At 71.8% G+C, this 17,641-nt stretch carries 10 protein-coding genes and 1 pseudogene; 2 read left to right on the plus strand and 9 right to left on the minus strand.

The features are described 5' to 3' along the window. Positions 1-85 precede the first annotated feature (85 nt). A complete protein-coding gene (locus ACFYZ4_RS22180; RefSeq protein WP_351289583.1) occupies positions 86-1,906 on the minus strand; it encodes a phosphoenolpyruvate carboxykinase (GTP) in 1,821 nt (606 codons plus the stop codon). A 316-nt stretch (positions 1,907-2,222) separates the two neighbouring features. Here ACFYZ4_RS22180 and ACFYZ4_RS22185 point away from each other — a divergent pair, with 316 nt between their 5' ends. Further along, entirely contained in the window at positions 2,223-2,840 is a 618-nt protein-coding gene (locus ACFYZ4_RS22185; protein WP_351289591.1) for a hemolysin III family protein, read from the plus strand. Between the two features lie 55 nt (positions 2,841-2,895). Here ACFYZ4_RS22185 and ACFYZ4_RS22190 read toward each other — a convergent pair whose 3' ends face one another. The 8 genes and pseudogenes from ACFYZ4_RS22190 to ACFYZ4_RS22225 all read right to left on the minus strand — a co-directional run bounded on the left by ACFYZ4_RS22190 (position 2,896) and on the right by ACFYZ4_RS22225 (position 14,040). Next, a complete protein-coding gene (locus tag ACFYZ4_RS22190; protein ID WP_390784624.1) occupies positions 2,896-5,310 on the minus strand; it encodes a galactose oxidase-like domain-containing protein in 2,415 nt (804 codons plus the stop codon). 23 nt (positions 5,311-5,333) lie between these two features. Beyond that, positions 5,334-6,563, minus strand: a complete 1,230-nt coding sequence (locus tag ACFYZ4_RS22195) for a glycosyltransferase family 2 protein (RefSeq protein ID WP_351299405.1) — start codon at positions 6,561-6,563, stop codon at positions 5,334-5,336. 6 nt (positions 6,564-6,569) lie between these two features. Beyond that, entirely contained in the window at positions 6,570-8,315 is a 1,746-nt protein-coding gene (locus ACFYZ4_RS22200; RefSeq protein ID WP_390784625.1) for an ArnT family glycosyltransferase, read from the minus strand. Next, positions 8,312-9,649 (minus strand): glycosyltransferase, encoded by a 1,338-nt coding sequence (locus ACFYZ4_RS22205; RefSeq protein WP_351299408.1) that lies wholly within the window; start codon positions 9,647-9,649, stop codon positions 8,312-8,314. Before ACFYZ4_RS22205 ends, ACFYZ4_RS22200 begins: the two co-directional genes overlap by 4 nt. A 255-nt stretch (positions 9,650-9,904) precedes the next feature. Further along, positions 9,905-11,959 carry a thioredoxin domain-containing protein gene (locus tag ACFYZ4_RS22210; RefSeq protein ID WP_390784626.1) on the minus strand — a complete coding sequence of 685 codons (2,055 nt, stop codon included), beginning with the start codon at positions 11,957-11,959 and terminating at the stop codon, positions 9,905-9,907. Between the two features lie 47 nt (positions 11,960-12,006). Next, positions 12,007-12,771 (minus strand): recombinase family protein, encoded by a 765-nt coding sequence (locus ACFYZ4_RS22215; RefSeq protein WP_390784627.1) that lies wholly within the window; start codon positions 12,769-12,771, stop codon positions 12,007-12,009. Positions 12,772-12,898: 127 nt separating this feature from the next. Continuing rightward, positions 12,899-13,246 (minus strand): annotated as a pseudogene (locus ACFYZ4_RS22220) (recombinase family protein); the annotation flags it as partial. A 47-nt stretch (positions 13,247-13,293) separates the two neighbouring features. After that, positions 13,294-14,040, minus strand: coding sequence for a DUF4344 domain-containing metallopeptidase (locus ACFYZ4_RS22225; protein ID WP_390784628.1), 747 nt, complete (start codon positions 14,038-14,040; stop codon positions 13,294-13,296). Between the two features lie 171 nt (positions 14,041-14,211). Between ACFYZ4_RS22225 and ACFYZ4_RS22230 the strand changes: the two genes are divergently transcribed. Beyond that, positions 14,212-17,574, plus strand: coding sequence for a tetratricopeptide repeat protein (locus ACFYZ4_RS22230; protein WP_390784629.1), 3,363 nt, complete (start codon positions 14,212-14,214; stop codon positions 17,572-17,574). Positions 17,575-17,641: the final 67 nt, after the last annotated feature.

The following is a 17,641-nucleotide window of genomic DNA, read 5'->3' on the forward strand; positions in this document are numbered from 1 at the left end:
AACCGCTTGGTCGGGGGCTCCCACAGCGGTGGGCGCCGCTTGGTCGGGGGCTCCCACGTTCATTGGCCCGCTATCGGGCTCGGGCTCAGCCCAGGCGCTCGACGAGCGCGTGGTACTGGTCCCACAGTTCCTTCGGCGTGTGGTCGCCGTAGGTGTTCAGGTGCTCGGGGACCAGGGCGGCCTCCTCGCGCCAGACCTCCTTGTCGACCGTGAGGAGGAAGTCGAGGTCGGCGGCCGGCAGGTCCAGGCCGTCGAGGTCGAGGGAGTCCTTGGTCGGCAGGATGCCGATGGGGGTCTCGACGCCCTCGGCGGTGCCTTCGAGGCGCTCGACGATCCACTTCAGGACGCGGCTGTTCTCGCCGAAGCCGGGCCACACGAACTTGCCCGCGTCGTTCTTGCGGAACCAGTTCACGTAGTAGATCTTCGGGAGCTTCGCCTGGTCCTTGTCGGCGGCGACCTTGACCCAGTGGGCCATGTAGTCGCCCATGTTGTAGCCGCAGAACGGCAGCATGGCGAAGGGGTCGCGGCGCAGCTCGCCGACCTTGCCCTCGGCGGCGGCGGTCTTCTCGGAGGCGATGTTCGAGCCGATGAAGACGCCGTGGTTCCAGTCGAAGGACTCGGTGACCAGCGGCACGGCGGAAGCGCGGCGGCCGCCGAAGAGGATCGCGGAGATCGGGACGCCCTTGGGGTCCTCCCACTCGGGGGCGATCGTCGGGCACTGGGAGGCCGGGACGGCGAAGCGGGCGTTGGGGTGGGCGGCGGGGGTCTCCGAATCCGGAGTCCAGTCGTTGCCCTTCCAGTCGATGAGGTGCTTGGGCGCCTCTTCGGTCATGCCCTCCCACCACACGTCGCCGTCGTCGGTGAGCGCGACGTTGGTGAAGACGGTGTTCGCGTACATGGTCTTCATGGCGTTGGCGTTGGTGTGCTCGCCGGTGCCGGGCGCGACGCCGAAGAAGCCGGCCTCGGGGTTGATCGCGTAGAGGCGACCGTCCTCGCCGAAGCGCATCCAGGCGATGTCGTCGCCGATGGTCTCGACGGTCCAGCCGGGGATCGTGGGCTCCAGCATGGCCAGGTTGGTCTTGCCGCAGGCGGACGGGAAGGCCGCCGCGACGTACGTGGCCTCACCCTGCGGCGGGGTGAGCTTGAGGATCAGCATGTGCTCGGCGAGCCAGCCCTCGTCGCGGGCCATGACGGACGCGATGCGCAGGGCGTAGCACTTCTTGCCGAGCAGGGCGTTGCCGCCGTAGCCGGATCCGTAGGACCAGATCTCGCGGGTCTCCGGGAAGTGCGAGATGTACTTGGTGGTGTTGCACGGCCACGGCACGTCCGCCTGGCCCTCGGCGAGCGGAGCGCCGAGGGTGTGGACGGCCTTGACGAAGAAACCGTCGGTGCCGAGCTCGTCGAGGACGGCCTTGCCCATGCGGGTCATGGTGCGCATGGCGACGGCGACGTAGGCGGAGTCGGTGATCTCGACGCCGATCGCGGAGAGCTCGGAGCCGAGGGGGCCCATGCAGAAGGGGACGACGTACATCGTCCGGCCCTTCATGGAGCCGCGGAAGATACCCTGCTCCCCTGCGAAGATCTCCTTCATCTCGGAAGGAGCCTTCCAGTGGTTGGTCGGGCCCGCGTCCTCCTCCTTCTCGGAGCAGATGAAGGTCCGGTCCTCGACGCGCGCGACGTCGGAGGGGTCGGAGGCCGCGTAGTACGAGTTCGGGCGCTTCGCCTCGTCGAGCTTCTTGAACGTTCCCTTGGCGACGAGCTCCCCGCACAGGCGCTCGTACTCGGCCTCGGAGCCGTCACACCAGACGACCCTGTCGGGCTGGGTGATCGCTGCGATCTCGTCCACCCAGGAGATCAACTCCTGGTGGGTCGTCGGGACGGTGGGAGCCGCGTTGTCGCGCGCCACGATTGCTCCTTGTTGAGGGGTGTGTTTGGTGTTTGCCCCGTGGGGGCTGCGACCCGGACGCTTCGCGCTCCGCTCATCCGGTGCCGACCGCACTCATCTGATCATCCGGTGGATGTGCGCATATGTCCAGAGGGCCTCTCACGTGAGCATTGCCACGTCCGTCAATCTTCCGTAAAGACGACTGACGGAAACCTACGGTCCCGTAGGTAGCATGGCGCCCATGACTTCTGACCCCGCCGCCGTCCCGGCCGCCGAGGCCACACCGGTAGTCGAGGCCCTGGAGGCGGTCGAGACCGCCCTGGAGGAAAAGCCGCTCATGCGCGGCTGGCTGCACCTCGGGATGTTTCCCGCCGTGGTCGTCGCCGGCCTGGTGCTCATGGCCTTCACCGACTCGACTCGGGCACGGGTGGCCTGCGGGGTCTACATCCTCACGGCCTGCCTGCTCTTCGGCGTGAGCGCGGTCTACCACCGCGGCACCTGGGGGCCGCGCGGCGAGGCCATCCTGCGCCGGCTCGACCACGCCAACATCTTCCTGATCATCGCGGGCACCTACACCCCGCTGACCGTCCTGCTGCTCCCGCCCTCCACGGGACGGACCCTGCTGTGGGCGGTGTGGATCGCGGCCGCCGCCGGCATCGCCTTCCGCGTCTTCTGGGTCGGCGCCCCGCGCTGGCTCTACACCCCCTGCTACATCGCCATGGGCTGGGCCGCGGTCTTCTTCCTCCCCGACTTCATGCGCACCGGCGGCATCGCCGTCCTGGTCCTGGTGATCGTCGGCGGCCTCCTCTACAGCGTGGGCGGGGTCATCTACGGCATGAAGCGGCCCAACCCCTCCCCCCGCTTCTTCGGCTTCCACGAGGTCTTCCACTCGCTGACCCTGGCCGCCTTCGTCGCCCACTACGTCGGGATCTCGCTGGCCGCGTACTCGCACTGACGGTGGGGGAAGGGGCCCGGCCGCGCGCTCGCGGCCGGGCCCCTTTCCGTTAGGTTCAGCAGGCGTAGCCGTCGCGGTCGGGGTCCAGGCGCAGCGGGTCGCTGCCGTTGACCTTCAGGCGCTTCGGGTACTGGTGGGAGGCCAGCCAGTCACAGCGGGCCTTGGACGTGTCCTTCACCTCGGCCGGGAAGCGGGTCGGCACGCACACGTTGGCCGTCCCGTAGTGCCGGTCGCAGCCGGCCACGCTGGGCGCGACCGGTACGGAGTCCCGCTTGGCCGGGTTCTGCTTGGCCGGGCCGAGCTTGTCCGCGAAGGAGTGCTCGTGCGCGGACGGCTGCTCCTGGGTGGCCGCCAGGGCCGACGGGCCGCCCAGGTGCACCCAGGTGGCGATGGACGGGATGCCGTTCGCGTCGACCGCGAAGAGCATGTACCAGCCGGGCGGCGCCAGGTTGGGGTTGCTCGTCACGTTGAGGTCGATGTTGTTCCCGTTGACGGTCATCGGCAGGTCCACGAACCGCTGGTTGGGGTCCGAGGAGTGGGTGACCGCCGCGGGACGGATCAGCTCCGCCTTGGCCACCGGGCGGTTGACGGTGATCCGCTGCGTGTCCCCGTACACCCACTGCGTGTCGATCACCGAGGTGATCTGCGGGCGGGCGCCCTTGAACAGGTAGGGCGGGGTGTAGATCGACACGTTGTGGTTGTACGTGCCGTTGCCCGGGTTGTCGCCGACCGACATGACCCGGCCGTCCGGCATCAGGAACGACGCCGAGTGGTAGGTCCGCGGGATCGGGTCGGTGGCGAGGCCCGGCTGGTAGGTGTTGGTCGTCGGGTCGAAGAAGGAGGCCTCGAAGACCGGGTCGGCCCGGTCGTGCAGCCCGCCGCCGGTCTCCAGCACCTTGCCGTCCGGGAGCAGCACCGCCGACACGTACATCTTGCCCTCGGCCCCGGTCTGCGGCCGCTTGCCCGTGCCCGTGTCGACCAGCCCCTGCGGGAGGTCCGGGCCGGCCGTGTAGGCGGGGCTCGGCTTCTTCAGGTCGATGATGTCGGTGATCCGGTTCGCGGCCGGGTTGGTCTCGTTGTTGCCGCCGCCGATGGTCAGGACCCGCTGGTCCTGCGCCGGGGGCAGCAGCACGCTCGCCGACTCGTCGCGCTGGTCCTTGTTCCGCAGTCCCGGCACGTCGGTGATGGTGTTGGCGTCGTAGTTGTAGATCGAGGCGCCGGTGCCCGGGGTGCCGTTGCCGAAGGTGTGGCTGCCCGAGTAGAAGAGCCGCCCGTCCTGCATGAGGATCATCGACGGGTACAGGCCCCAGTAGGACCAGGTCTGGTTGACCTCGTTCATCGGCAGCCACTTGTTCTGCGCCGCCGAGAACTTCTCCGCGGTCACGTTGCCTGTGGAGTCCTCCTTCAGCCCGCCGAAGGAGATCACGTCGCCGTTGCCGAGGACCGTCGCCGACGGGTACCAGTGCCCGCCGTTCATGTCGTTCGTCTTCGTGTAGGCCTCGGTCGCCGGGTCGAAGACGTAGCTGTCCTTCAGCCCCTGGTAGCCGATCGTGCCGTCGGCGGACGGGTACCCCTTGTTGCCGCTCATCACCAGCACCCGGCCGTCCGCCAGCTGCACGTGGCCCGCGCAGAACATGTCCACCGGCGTCGGGACCGTCTTGAAGGTGCCGTTCGCCGGGTTGTAGACGGCCGAGGTGAAGGTGCCCGCGTTGAACTGGGCGATGTCGTTGCCCGACCCGGCGATCAGCAGCACCTTGCCGTTCTTCAGGACGACGGCGTGCATCGAACGCACCGGATTCTTGGCCGGGATCACCTCCCACTTGCCCTTGGCGCACTCCTCCGCCGTACCCGAGCAGACCGGCTGCGGCGGCGCCGCGCCCACCTCCTCCAGCGTGTAGTCGTCGGTGGTGAGCGTGCCCACCCCGTAGACCGACAGCCCCCACGCGATCTTGTCGGTGTTGGGCGGCACGGCCGGCGTACGGACCTCCGTACGCGCCCAGGCGGCGCTGACGGGCGGATTCTGCAGGTCGGTCCAGTACTGCCAGCCGGCCGTCGTGTCCCGGCGGAACACCGTCACCGACACGTCCGGGGTGTTCGACTTGTACCAGGCGGACAGGTCGTACTGCTTCCCCGGCGTGACGGTCGGGGCGCACGTGCTGTTCTCGGTGACCAGGGCCTTGCGGTCGCCGTCCACGCGGCGCGTGAGGGAGACCTTCATCGCCTTGGTGCCGGTGTGCGCCTCGGCCACGGTGGCGAAGGTGAAGTCGTTGTCGCCCCAGCCGGACTTGGACCAGCAGGACGGCATGTCGGCGCCGGCCGGACCGGCCGTCTCGAAGCCGGGATTGGAGAGCAGATTGGGCGGACCGGCCGTGGCCTGCTGCGGTGCGGTGAGCAGCAGGCCCGCGGTCATCGCCCCGACGGCGAGCAGGGCGGCCCGCCGCCCGGCCCTCCGCCGGATCGTCAGACGCATGGAAAGGATCCCTTCTGTGCGGCTCAACTCCTGGAGTGGCGGCCCGCCTTGGGCGGGGCGCCCGGGGTGCTCGGGGTGCTGGGGGTGCGCGGCGTACGCGAGCGGCGCGGCAGATAGACCAGGGCCTCGGTGGCCGCGAACCGCAGGACGAAGGTGGTGACCAGCGCGAGAGCGGTGGCCGGCAGCACCTCCATCCCGAACCGCGCGACGAACACCGCGATCAACGGGATCCGCAGCAGCAGATCGGCATTGGCCAGCAGGGCGAAACGCCCCACCCGGTCCGCCCAGTGGCGGTGCCGGCGCCGGTCACGGAAGAGCAGGGTCTCGATGAGGAGGAAGTTCCACAGCACCCCCGCCTGGTTGGCGACGATCTCGGCGGGGAGGTAGTGCATCCCCGCGTGCGTGAGCAGCCACAGCGCGCCCAGGTTCGGAACGAAACCGGAGAGCCCGATCAGCCCGAAACCGACCATGCGGGCCAGCGGGGTCGCGGAGCGCAGCGAGGCGAGGTGGGCGAGGAAGCGCATGCCCTCGCGTGCGGTGGACTTGGACTCCCCCGAGAAGCGGTCCTGGAAGACGAACGGCACCTCGGCGACCTTGCGCGGACGGCAGCGCACCGCCAGCTCCAGCAGGATCTTGTAGCCGAGCGGCTTCAGCGCGTCCGCGGTGACGGCCGAGCGGCGCATCGCGAAGAAGCCGCTCATCGGATCACTGATCCCGCGCAGCGCCCGCGGGAAGAGCCCCTTGGTCAGCCAGGTCGCCCCGCGGGAGACGGCGATCCGGTAGCTCCCGGCGAGTCCGGCCCGGCTGCCGCCGGCGATGTAGCGGGAGGCGACGACGAGGTCCGCGCCGGTGCGCTCGCCCTCGCCGACGAGCTCGGGCACCAGATGGGGCGGGTGCTGGAGGTCGGCGTCCATGACGACGATCCAGTCGGTGTCCGCCCGCTTCACCCCCTCGACGACGGCGCCGCCGAGGCCGCCCTCGGCCACCTCCCGGTGCAGGACGGAGACCGGGAACGGATGGTCGGCGGCGGCCTTCTCGATGGCGGCGGGGGTGTCGTCCGTGGAGTCGTCCACGAACAGCACGGCGCAGGGCAGGTGGTCGGGGAGCGCGTCACCGAGCCGGCGCAGCAACTCGGCCACGTTCCCCGACTCGTTGAAGGTGGGGACGATGAGGGTGACGCTGCCGGTCAGGGCCTGCGGAGCGGCAAGCTCCGCATCGATCGGGGCATGGAGGGACCACAGGTCCTCGCTCATGGTGGCTCAGCTCCCACTCGTACGGTCGGCACGGCCGGCGCGGTCGGTCCCGGCGGCGCTGCCGGTCCCGCCGATCCGGTCGGGCCGGTCGGTCCGGCGGATCTCGATGCGGTCCTCGCCCGACCCGAAGACGGCCACCACGCTCGAATGCTCCAGCGCGGCTTTCACCGTGGGCAGGTCCACCGCGTCGCGGCGCACCGTGGGCGAGGAGACCACGTAGTCGATGTCCTGCCAGCCGCGCGGCAGGGTCTTGGTGACGGCGGGGTCGAGGTCGGCCTTGTAGAACCAGATGGCGCCCGGGCCCGGCTCGAAGCCGTGGTGCACGGCGTCCAGCCACAGCGCGTCGTCGAGCAGCACCCGGGTCCGCGCCGGATCCTCGACCTCGCTGCCGAGCCAGGCCGCGGCCTGCCGGTACGGGGCGTTCGCGTCGACGGTGAGCGCCGTGCGGTTGCCGTCGTACCAGCGCGGCAGCACGTACACCGCGGCGGACACGGCGAGTACGCCGAGCACCCCCCGGCGCAGCCACACCTGCGCCCCGCGCTCCCCCGGGCCGCGCCGGCGGCGCAGCACGGCGTGCGTGACGCTCGCCGCGCCCCCGGCGAGGACGAGCGCGAGGAACGGCAGTGCCTGGATCACGTACATCGCCGGGAGGTAGCCGGAGGGCCGCATCGCGACGACGGCGAGGATGACGGCGGCGAGCGCCGGGCCGGCCAGCGCCCGGGCGGTGACGGACCAGCGGAAGGTGGCCAGCAGCAGCACGGCGCCGGCCAGGCCGCCGAGCGGCAGGACGGTGTCGTAGTACAGCCAGGACCGCAGCACGCCGTTCGAGCCGGTCCCGGCGTCGAGGATGAAGCCGGAACCCGGGCGGCTCATCTGGTAGGTGATGCCGTCGATCAGCGAGACGTGCCCGGAGCCGGGCAGCAGCTCGCTGTTGAGGAGGGCGTACAGCGGGTACGAGAGCCCGATCAGCGCGCAGGCGGTGATGGCTCCGGTGACGGCGAACTTGCGGGTGTCGCGGTGACTGTGGCGCCACATCGTCACCAGCAGCGCCGGGAGCACCACCAGCATCGTCTCCTTGGTCAGGACGGCGGTGGCGGCCGCCAGCCCGGACCCGAAGTGGTGCCACAGGTGCCGGCTCGGTGACGCGGCGAGGCAGAACGCCAGCAGCATCCACATCACGGCGAGGTTGTCGAGGAAGATCTCGCGCTGGAGGACGACGGAGAGCGGGGACAGCCCGAAGAGCGCCATCGCCAGCCCGGCCGCCCAGCGCGGCAGCCACAGCCGGCGCGCGAGGACGTACATCAGCACCGAACTGGCGGCGGAGACGGCGAGCATCGCGCACCGCATCGACGCCACGGTCATCGAGTCGGGCACGAAGAGGGACGGCAGGTACGTCAGGCCCGCGACCTGGATCCAGCCGAGCGGCGGATGGTCGTACCAGTACGTGTAGTGGGCGAGGCCGTCGCCCTGCTGGACGGCCCACGCCTGGGCGAGGTAGGTGCCCTCGTCGTCGCTCAGCGTCGGGAAGTGGGTGATGTTCCAGCCCTGGACGAGCAGGATCACGAGCAGCAGCGCCGCGCACAGCAGCAGGTCGGGGCGGGAGGAGCGGAACCGCACGAGCGGCCGGACGGGGGCGGCGGGGCGGACGCCGAGTCCCCCGGCGGGGCTGCGCTGCGCGGGGACGGTGAGGGTCTCGGTCTCGGTCTCGGTCTCGGGCTGGGGATCAGTGGCCGTGGGCAGGGTGGCGGTCACTGGCGGCTGTCCTCTCGGATCGCGGCGGAAGCGGAGGCGGACACCACGGCGGTGGCGGTCGCGGTGGTCGTGGTCGCGGTGGCGGTGGCGGTGGCCCCCGTCAGGTGGGCGCCGGTGTGGCTCGTCAGCTCCCACTCGTTGCGGCCGCGCTGCTCGCGCCAGACCGCGCGGATCGCCGCGCCCGCGAGCATCACCTGGTAGAACGGGCCGCCGACGACGAGCTTGACGTAGTGCACGAAGCGGACGCGCAGGCCGTACTGGCGGCCGAAGTCGTGCAGGCCGACGATCTCGAAGACGAAGGTCACCATCGCCGTGATCATGGGGAGGAAGGTGATGATCGCGATGCCGACCGGTACGTCGAGGAAGACCGCGACGGCGAAGTTGAGCGGGATGATCACACCCGACGCGGCCTGCATGAACGGCGTCATCAGCGTGTAGCGGGCCAGCCAGCGCTGCCCGCGCCCCGGCAGCTGCTGCCAGTCCTTCTTCCGGTACACCTGGAGGAACCCCTGGTTCCAGCGGGTGCGCTGCTTGAGCAGGCTGACCAGCGAGCCGGGCGTCTCCTCGCGGGTGACCATGTCGGAGTCGTACGCGACGACCACCTTCTTGCCGACCGACGACAGCCGCACCCCGAGGTCGCAGTCCTCGGCGAGGCAGTCCTGGTCCCAGCCGCCCGCCTCGCGCAGCACCTCGGTGCGGACGAAGACGGTGTTGCCGCCGAGCGGGATGAAGCCCTTCTCGGCGTGCAGGTGCAGCCGGGAGCGGAACCAGAAGAAGTACTCCAGGCAATTGCGCAGGCTGTACCAGCTGGAGTGGAAGTTGATGAGCTGGACCCCGCCCTGGACCACGTCGGCGCCGGTGGAGCGGAAGGCGTGGTCGACGTGGGCGAGCAGCTCGGGGTGGACCTGGTCCTCGGCGTCGAAGACCCCGACGATGTCGCCGCGGCAGGACGGCAGGGCGGTGTTGAGGGCCTTCGGCTTGTTCTTCGTCTCGTGGTGGTCGACGACGACCCGTACGCGGGCCGGCTCGCGGGCGGCGGCCCGTTCGGCGACGGCGGCGGTCTCGGGGTCGTCGTGCCCGACGATCACGATGATCTCGTAGTCGGTGTGGCTCGACTCCAGGAGCCGGTCGATGGTGTGCTCCAGCACCGCCTGCTCGTGGCGGGCGGGCAGCAGCAGCGAGAAGGCCAGGCGACCCTCCCCGTCGGGACGGTCGAAGCGGGTGGAGGCGAGTACCTCGGGGGTCCGCCACGCGTGCATCTGCCACCACAGCGTGAAGGCGGCCATCCAGAAGAGCGCCAGCGAAATGACAACAATGAACACAGATGTGTACAAAATGTCCCCCACAGACCCGCCGCCCCCGGCGGCGATCAGCAAACCCCCCGGGAGCGCACGGCGGGCCCCCCGGCCCGCTGCTCCCGCTTCCCCCTTGCGCGCACCCCCCAGTGCGCCATCCGGTGACTCCCGAACAGAGTGACTCACCAACGACACGAGACTAGGCAGTGAACATGACAGTCAGGAGCAGCGCAGATAAATAGCACGTTTCTGAACTGATGTATGACAACCGGAATTGACGGTACTCCGGCCCCTTCAGGGACGAACCGTGCCCAACTGCTCCGCCAGCTCGACCGGATCCGTCGTAGGCCGCGCGCAGACGAAATGTCGACAGACATACGCCGTCGGAAGGTCGCGTACGCGTGTGCGCTCGGCAAGAAGGGGGAACTCACCGCCGCTGCCGTCCTCCGCACGCGGCAGACCCGCCGCCACCACCGCACCAGGAGCCGTCCCCAGCAACGCCGTCCGGTGCAGCTCCGCGAACGAAGGGTCCTCCGGATGGCCGACGACCGCCACCTCGCGCGGCCCGTCCAGCAGCGCCTCGGCGACCGACAGCCCGTGCCCGATGAAACGCGGCACCCGCGGACCGAGCACGTGCACCACCCCGAGCGCCCGCTCGGCCGCCGTCCGGTGGGCCTCCGACCCGGTGTGCGCGGCGTACGAGAGCAGCGCGCCCGCGGCGGCCGTCCAGCCGGACGGGGCGGCCGTGTCGGTCGGATCCTGCGGGCGCCGGATGAGCCGCTCCGCGTCGTGCGCGGTGTCGTACAACGACCCGTCCTCGGCGGTGAACTGATCCAGGACCAGGTCGACGAGGAACCCGGCGAATTCCAGCCAGACGCCCTCGCCCGTCACGGACGCCAGCGCGAGGAAGCCTTCCGCGACGTCGCCGTAGTCCTCCAGGACGCCGGCGTTCGGTCCGACGTGACCGTCCTTGCTGGTCCGGGCGAGCCGGGCCTTGCCGTCCATGTGCACGCGCACCAGCAGATCGGCGGCCTCGGTCGCCCGCTCCACCAGGTCCGGCCGCTCGAAGTACGCCCCGCACTCGGCGAGCGCGGCGATCGCCAGCCCGTTCCACGCGGCGACGATCTTGTCGTCGCGGCCGGGCGCCGGCCGCCCGCCCCGCTCGGCCAGCAGCCGCTCCTTGATCCCGGCGAGCCTGCCCGCCTCCACCACGGGCCCGTTCTGGGGCAGTTGCAGCACGGACTTCCCGTGCTCGAAGGTGCCCTCCTCCGTCACCCCGAAGCAGGCGGCGGCCAGGTCCCCGTCGTCCTCTCCCAGCACCTCCCGCAACTGCGCCGGCGTCCAGGCGTAGTACGCGCCCTCCACGTGCGCCCCGCTGACCGGGTCCTCACTGTCGGCGTCGAGCGCGGAGGCGAAGCCGCCCTGGTCGGTGCGCAGTTCGCGGACCATGAAGTCGGCGGTCTCCAGCGCGACCCGGCGCGCGAGGTCCGAGCCGGTGGCCCGCCACAGGTGCGCGTAGACCCGGCAGAGCAGGGCGTTGTCGTAGAGCATCTTCTCGAAGTGCGGGACGACCCACTCCCGGTCCACGGAGTACCGCGCGAACCCGCCGCCGAGCTGGTCGTAGATACCGCCCCGGGCCATGGCCTCGCACGTGCCGGCGGCCATCTCCAGCGCACCCTCGGACCCGGTACGGGCGTGGTTGCGCAGCAGGAACTCCAGCACCATGGACGGCGGGAACTTCGGCGCCCCGCCGAACCCGCCGCGCACGGCGTCGTACTCCCGCGTCAGCCCGAGCAGCGCCTGCGTGAGCTCCTCGGGCCCGGGGGTGCCGGCCTTCCCGTAGTCCAACTCCCGCCCGGCCAGGTCCCGTACGATCCGCTGCGCCACCTCGGCCACCTCCTCGGGCCGCCCCACCCAGGCGGTCCGCACCCCTTCGAGCACCTGCATGAAGGAGGGCATCCCGTGCCGGGGCTCGGGCGGGAAGTAGGTCCCGAAATAGAACGGCTCGGCGTCGGCGGTGAGGAACACGGTCATGGGCCACCCACCCTGCCCGGTGGCGGCCTGCACGGCCTCCATGTAGACGGCGTCGACATCGGGCCGCTCCTCGCGGTCGACCTTGATGTTGACGAAGTGCTCGTTCATGTAGGCGGCGGTTAGTTCATCGGTAAAGCTTTCGGCTTCGAACACATGACACCAGTGGCAGCTCGAATAGCCGACGCTGAGATGCACGGGCACCCCCCGCTCCCGCGCCTCGGCAAAGGCCTCGGGCGACCACGGCCACCAGTCGACGGGATTGTCGGCATGCTGGAGCAGGTACGGCGAGGTCTCGTTCGCGAGGCGATTCGGCATGATCCCATCCTGCCGCACCGCCCGATGCGTGGCCCATGACGGGGCCATCAGGCCGCCGGTTCGGCGGTTCCGATGCGATCAGCCCACTTCCATACCGGAACCACACGGGAGTGGTCCCAGGTGCCGCAGCCCTTCCTTCCGGGTTTGATCACGAAGTGGGTGAAGACCGAGGCGATCACCTTCCGCTTCTCCTCGAACCCCATCTCGCCCGACTCCCATCGCAGCCGGATCGGCTCCGGCAGCCGGACCCGGCCCGGCACACCTGCGGGAAAGAGCAGCCGCTCGATGGCCTCCTCGACGAGAGGTCCACTGATGGCACACCGCCCACAACCGCGGCCCGAGGCACAGATGTAGTTGTACGGGCTTCTCCGGCTGGCGCCTTTCCCGCCTCCCATGAGCTGACCGCACCTGGCCCCATCCGCCTGCTCCGCGCCACAGCGCAGGAATCCGGCGGCGAGATATTTCGGACCGGCTTTGCGGTCGGTCAGTCGCGGACTGAGCGGGCCCCGGTGCATGTAGAGGCTCCCGGCCGAAAACGTCGCGCAGACAGCACTCCACTGCTCAGCTGTGACGATGGTTTGCCAGGCTCCGACCAGCGGCCTCTTCGTGCCCGGATCGATCAGCAGATCACCTCGGTTGGCGCGGAAGCCGCACACCCTCGGCGCCGTGATGATCTGCGTGACCGTCTGCGGGTTCGGGCGGCCGCCGCGCGTTCCCGTGACCCCCAGCGCAGCCCACTCTCGGACCACTTGCCCCATGGAACAGCCCCCGATGCGGTCCTCGATCGCCTTGCGGACGAGCTCCGACTCCACCGGGTGCAGGGTCTGCCGGTCCTCCAGCCACCCGAACGGCCGCGGCCCCCTGGAGGCACTCCGCGCCTTGCAGGAGACCGGACTTGGTGTACGGATCCCGCAGGCCGCCCCGGTCGACGTACACCCGGCCCGGTGCCGAGGTGAGCGCCGCCATGAAGCGGATGAAGTCGTCCGGCCTGCGGTAGAGACGGTCGTCCGCGACGGCTACGACGCCCCGCAGCGGGCCCGCGGCGAAGGCGTGGCCCCGGTGGAGGTCGGTGAGGAGGTGGTCGAAGCCGGGCCGCTCCCTGTCGTCCTTGGTCGCGTTGCGCGCGTTGTCCGTGTACGTGGCGACGACGACGCAGCCGTGCTCGCGAGCCGTGCGTTCGTTGATGCGGTGCTGGTGGCGGACGCCGCGTGCGTCGCGTTGCGGCGTGTCCTGCGATGTCCTGGCGTACGAGGCCACCGGTATGTGGTTCATGGTGCTGTTCCCCATCGAGAGTTGGTGCGACGTTCGCTACAACTCTCGAAGGGGCGGTCGGGTTACGACCTGAGCAGGGGTTCCAGGTCTTTCAGCCAGGCGTCGCGAGTCTGTGCCCAGGTCGTGGTGCAGTGCGTGGGGGCCGGGTGGCGGGTCGGGGCTTCGGCGTGGACGGCGCAGCGGTGGGCTTCCGCGCGGGCGGCGTTCGGGGCGTGTTCGTCCTCGGGGTCCGGTTCGGGGTCGGCGGCTGCCGCGAGGTCGTAGGCGCGGGCGGCGGTGAGCAGGGTGTCCTCGCCCTTCGGGCCGCCGCGCAACAGCATCAGCCGGGCGAAGTCGTCGGCGGCGTCCTCCTCGGCGCGGGCTCCGTTGTCCGGGAGGTCCAGGGCGTGCACGAGGGCGTGGCCGGCTTCGTGGTGGAGCGTCTCGCGTACGACCTCGGCGAGTTGGTCGTCGGGAGCGGGCGAGCCCGCTTGTGCGAACAGGGCGCGTCCCTCGGCCAGGTCGTCGTAGCAGAGCTCGATGCGGTGGGTGGCGGGGTCGTAGCCGGTGCCGTCGCCGGAGCAGGAGCGGGCGATGACGGTGACGGCGTAGGGGAGGGTGAGGTAGGCGTTGAGGTCCGCGAGTACGGGGTCGGCGATGGCCCGGTCCCGCAGCAGGCGGTGTGCGGCGCGGTCGGTGGCGGCCGGTTCTTGGTAGCGGAGCGTGAAGCCGGCCGCCGGTTCCGGTTCCGGCTCCGCCGACTGGCATCCGGTCGTCAGCGGCAGCAGTGCGGCGGCGCACAGCGTCAGGGTTCCCCACCGTCTGGTCATCCGGTCAGCGTACGAGTGCACGAGCCCTCTCCCGCGGCCCTTCCGTGTTCGTCAATTGCGGTCTCTTTCACTCCAGTTAGCTCTGATCTCGCTCAGATTCCCTCGCGTTCGCGTCTCTCACGCACGACACTTGGGAATCGACTCGACCGGAGCTCTCTGAGGGGGATGCCGATGCGGGACAGCCATCGAGGTGAGGCCGAGCAGCTGTTGGGGCGGGCCGTGGACGAGGCGGCTCGGCGGGCGGCGGGTGCGGCGGTGGACAGAGCGGCGCTGCTGGCGCGGGGCAAGGAGGCCCTGGACGCGCTCGCCGCGAGTGCGGCCCCCGAGTACGAGGCGTACGTACGGGCCCTGGACGAGGCGGCGGCCGGGGACGAGTCGCTCGGTGAGGCCTTCCGGCGCGGCAACACCTCGACGGCGGCCCTCGTGACGGCGGTCGCCGCGGCCGCCGCCGTCGGGGCGGACCTGTCGTTCGGCGTCGCGGCCGGCACGGCGCTGACCGTGGGCGCGGTCGTGGGCATCGCGGGGGCGGTGGCCACGGTGGCCAAGGCGACGGCCCTGCACCTGCCGGCCGCGAACCGGCGGGCCGGTGAACTGGGCCGCCCCGGCGGGCCGGAGCAGCTGAGGCTGCAGTGGCTGACGGCGCTGGAGGTACGCGGGATACGCCCCTTCCTGGAGCAGCAGCGCGCGGTCGCCGCGGCGGCGCGGGCGGCGCGGCCGGTGGCCCGGCCCGCGGCCCTGGCCACTCCGCTGCGCGGTACGGACCGCAGCGCGGAGGCCCGGCGGCGCAGTGCGCTGGAGCAGTCGTTCGGGCAACTCCCGGACCCGTCGGGCCCGTTCGTGGGCCGGCGCGCCGAGCTGACGCGGATCGCGCAGTGGGTGCAGGCGGCGCGGGCCAGTACGGAGACCCGCCCGGTGGTCGTGGTGCTGCACGGCGAGCCGGGAGTGGGCCGTACGGCGCTGGCGCTGCGGGCGGCGCACGCGCTGCGGGACCAGTTCCGGGGCGCGTGCGTGGTGGACCTGCGGGGCGGGTCCACCGGCGGGGACCCCGGGGAGGCGCCGCTGTCGACGCGGGAGGCGCTGCTGCACCTGATGAACCGGCTGGGGGCGCCGCGCGAGCAGTTGCTGTTCCGTGAGGGTGCCTCGGCGGAGCAGCAGGTACGGCGCCTGGGCGAGCTGTACCACCAGCACCTTCAGGGGCTGCCGGTGACGGTGCTGCTGGACGACGCGGTGGACGCGGCGCAGGTGCGGGTGCTGGTTCCGGAGCGTTCGGAGAGCCTGGTGCTGGTGACGGCGCGGGAGGCGCTGGAGCTGCCCGCGGACCTGGCGGCGTGGGTGTACCAGCTGCCGGTGGAGCGGCTGGCGGCGGAGGCGGCGGCGGAGCTGGTGGGGGTCGCCGGAGCAGGAGTGGCGGGAGCGGCCGGGGTAGCGGGGGCGGCCGGGGCCGCGACGTCCGGGGCGGGGGCCGACGGCACGGTCGGTGCCGTCGGCGAGGCCGGTGCGGGTGCCGGTACCCGTGCCGGGGCCGAGGCCGGAGCCGATGCCCGTGCCGCCGCAGCCGAAGTGGTGGAGCTGAGCGGCGGGCTCCCGCTCGCCCTGCGCATGCTCGCCCCGCTGGTCCGCGGCGGCGCGGTCCCCGCGGCCGACGGCGCCACGCACCCGGTGGAGGCTGCCCTGCGCGCCGCCGACGCCCGTCTCGCCGAGCCCGCGCGGCAGCTGCTGCGGCGCCTGCCCCTGGCCGGGCGGGCCTCCCTCGGCGGTGCGGCGGCCGCCGCGCTGGCCGACGTACCGGAGCAGGCGGCGCTGCGCACGCTGGAGGAGCTGTGGGAGGCCGGGCTGATCGAGCGGGTGCGCGGCCAGCGGTTCCGGATGCACGACGCGGTGCGCGCGTACGCGGCGCGGCGGTCGGCGGCGGACGAGGACCGGGCCGGGGCCGCGGCGGCGCACGAGCGGCTGATCCGCAACTACGCGCAGCTCGCGGACTCGGTGATCCGGATGGTCGACGGGAAGATGTCGACGCGGGCGAACCAGTTCGGCGGCCACGGCTTCGTGTCGCTGGACGCGGCGCTGCGCTGGCTGGACGACGAGTCGAGCTTCATCACGGCGGCGCTGCGGCATTCGGAGGGGGTGGACCAGCAGGCGGTGCTCGACCTGCTCGGCGCGCTGTGCGACTTCTGCCTGCTGCGCGGGGACCTGTACCGGCTCGGTGAGATCGACGAGCTCACGCAGGCCGTGGCCGCGGAGGCGGGTCGCAAGGGGCTGGAAGGGCAGACGGGGCAGCAGGGGCGGCTGGTGCGGTCGGTGCAGTGGCGTACGGGTATCGCGGCGCGCCAGCTGGGCGAGCTGGACAAGGCGCGCACGACGCTGACGTCGGTGGTGGACCAGTACATGGAGGCCCATCAGGAGGCGGGGGCGGCGATGGCCCTGGTCTCGCTCGGCATCACCCTGCACCACCAGGGCAATCTTCCCGAGGCCGCGGCCCGCATCCGTGAGGCGCTCGTGCTCCAGGAGCCGGCGGAGCTGGCGGGCGACCGGGCGTGGGGCCTGCACGCGCTGGCGGCGGTGGAGCGGGACCTGGCGCACCTGGCGGAGGCGACGCGGCTGCTGGAGGTCTCGCTGGCCCTGCACCGGGAGAGCGAGAGCGTGCACGGTGAGGCGTGGGCGCACTTCCAGCTGGGGCAGGTGCACCTGCGGTTCGGGGACGTGGGGCGGGCGGAGGAGGAGCTGCGGCTCGCCCTCGACCTGTACGGGCGTACGCGCGACGACCGCGGCGAGGCCTGGGCGCTGACCCAGCTGGGGCGGGCGCGGGTGGTGGACGGGGATCCGGGGCCGGCGGTGGAGCGGCTGCGGGAGGCGCTGGCCCGGCACCGGGAGGCGGAGGACGCGCGCGGCGAGGCGTGGACGCAGTACTACCTCGGGCAGGCGCTGGAGGAGGGCGGCGGGCGCGACGAGGCGGTACGGGAGCTGGAGCGGGCGCGGACGATGTTCTCGCGGATGCGGGACGTGTACGGGCTGGCGCACGCGCGCCACCACTCGGGCCGGGTGACGCGCGACCAGCGGGCGGCGCAGACGGGCAACCTGCGCAACTCCGGCTTCGCCCGTCAGCTGCTGGTGGACGCGCGGGCGGACTTCCGGCGGATCGGGCTGGCCCACGGCGAGGCGTGGACGTGCCTGGAGCTGGCGGTGATCGACGCGGGCAACGGGCGGCTGTCGCAGGCGCTGGGTCTGTGCGAGGAGGCGGTGCGGCTGTTCATCTCATACGGGGACCGGCGCGGGGAGGACTGGGCCCGCTTCCTGCGGTGCACGATGCTGCCGTACGCGGTGCCGGACGCCCCGGAGGAGGCGCGGGCGGAGCTGGCCCGGCTGGCGCAGTCGGCGCACCCGGCGCGGGACGGCCGGCTGGAGGACTGCCTGGAGACGTACGGGGTGATCCTCGGCCGTGGCGTGGACGCGGCGGAGGGCTGGCAGGCATGGCGCCTCGGCCTGGTCCCGAACCTGCACTCACGCGAGATCATGGGCGTCCCCCCGGCGTCGTGAACGCGCGCGGCTGACGACGCCGAGCCCGGCCCGGGCGCGCGCATGCGCACCGCAAGGCCCGCCGCCC

This window comes from Streptomyces sp. NPDC001513 (genome assembly GCF_042894695.1).
GTDB lineage: Bacteria > Actinomycetota > Actinomycetes > Streptomycetales > Streptomycetaceae > Streptomyces.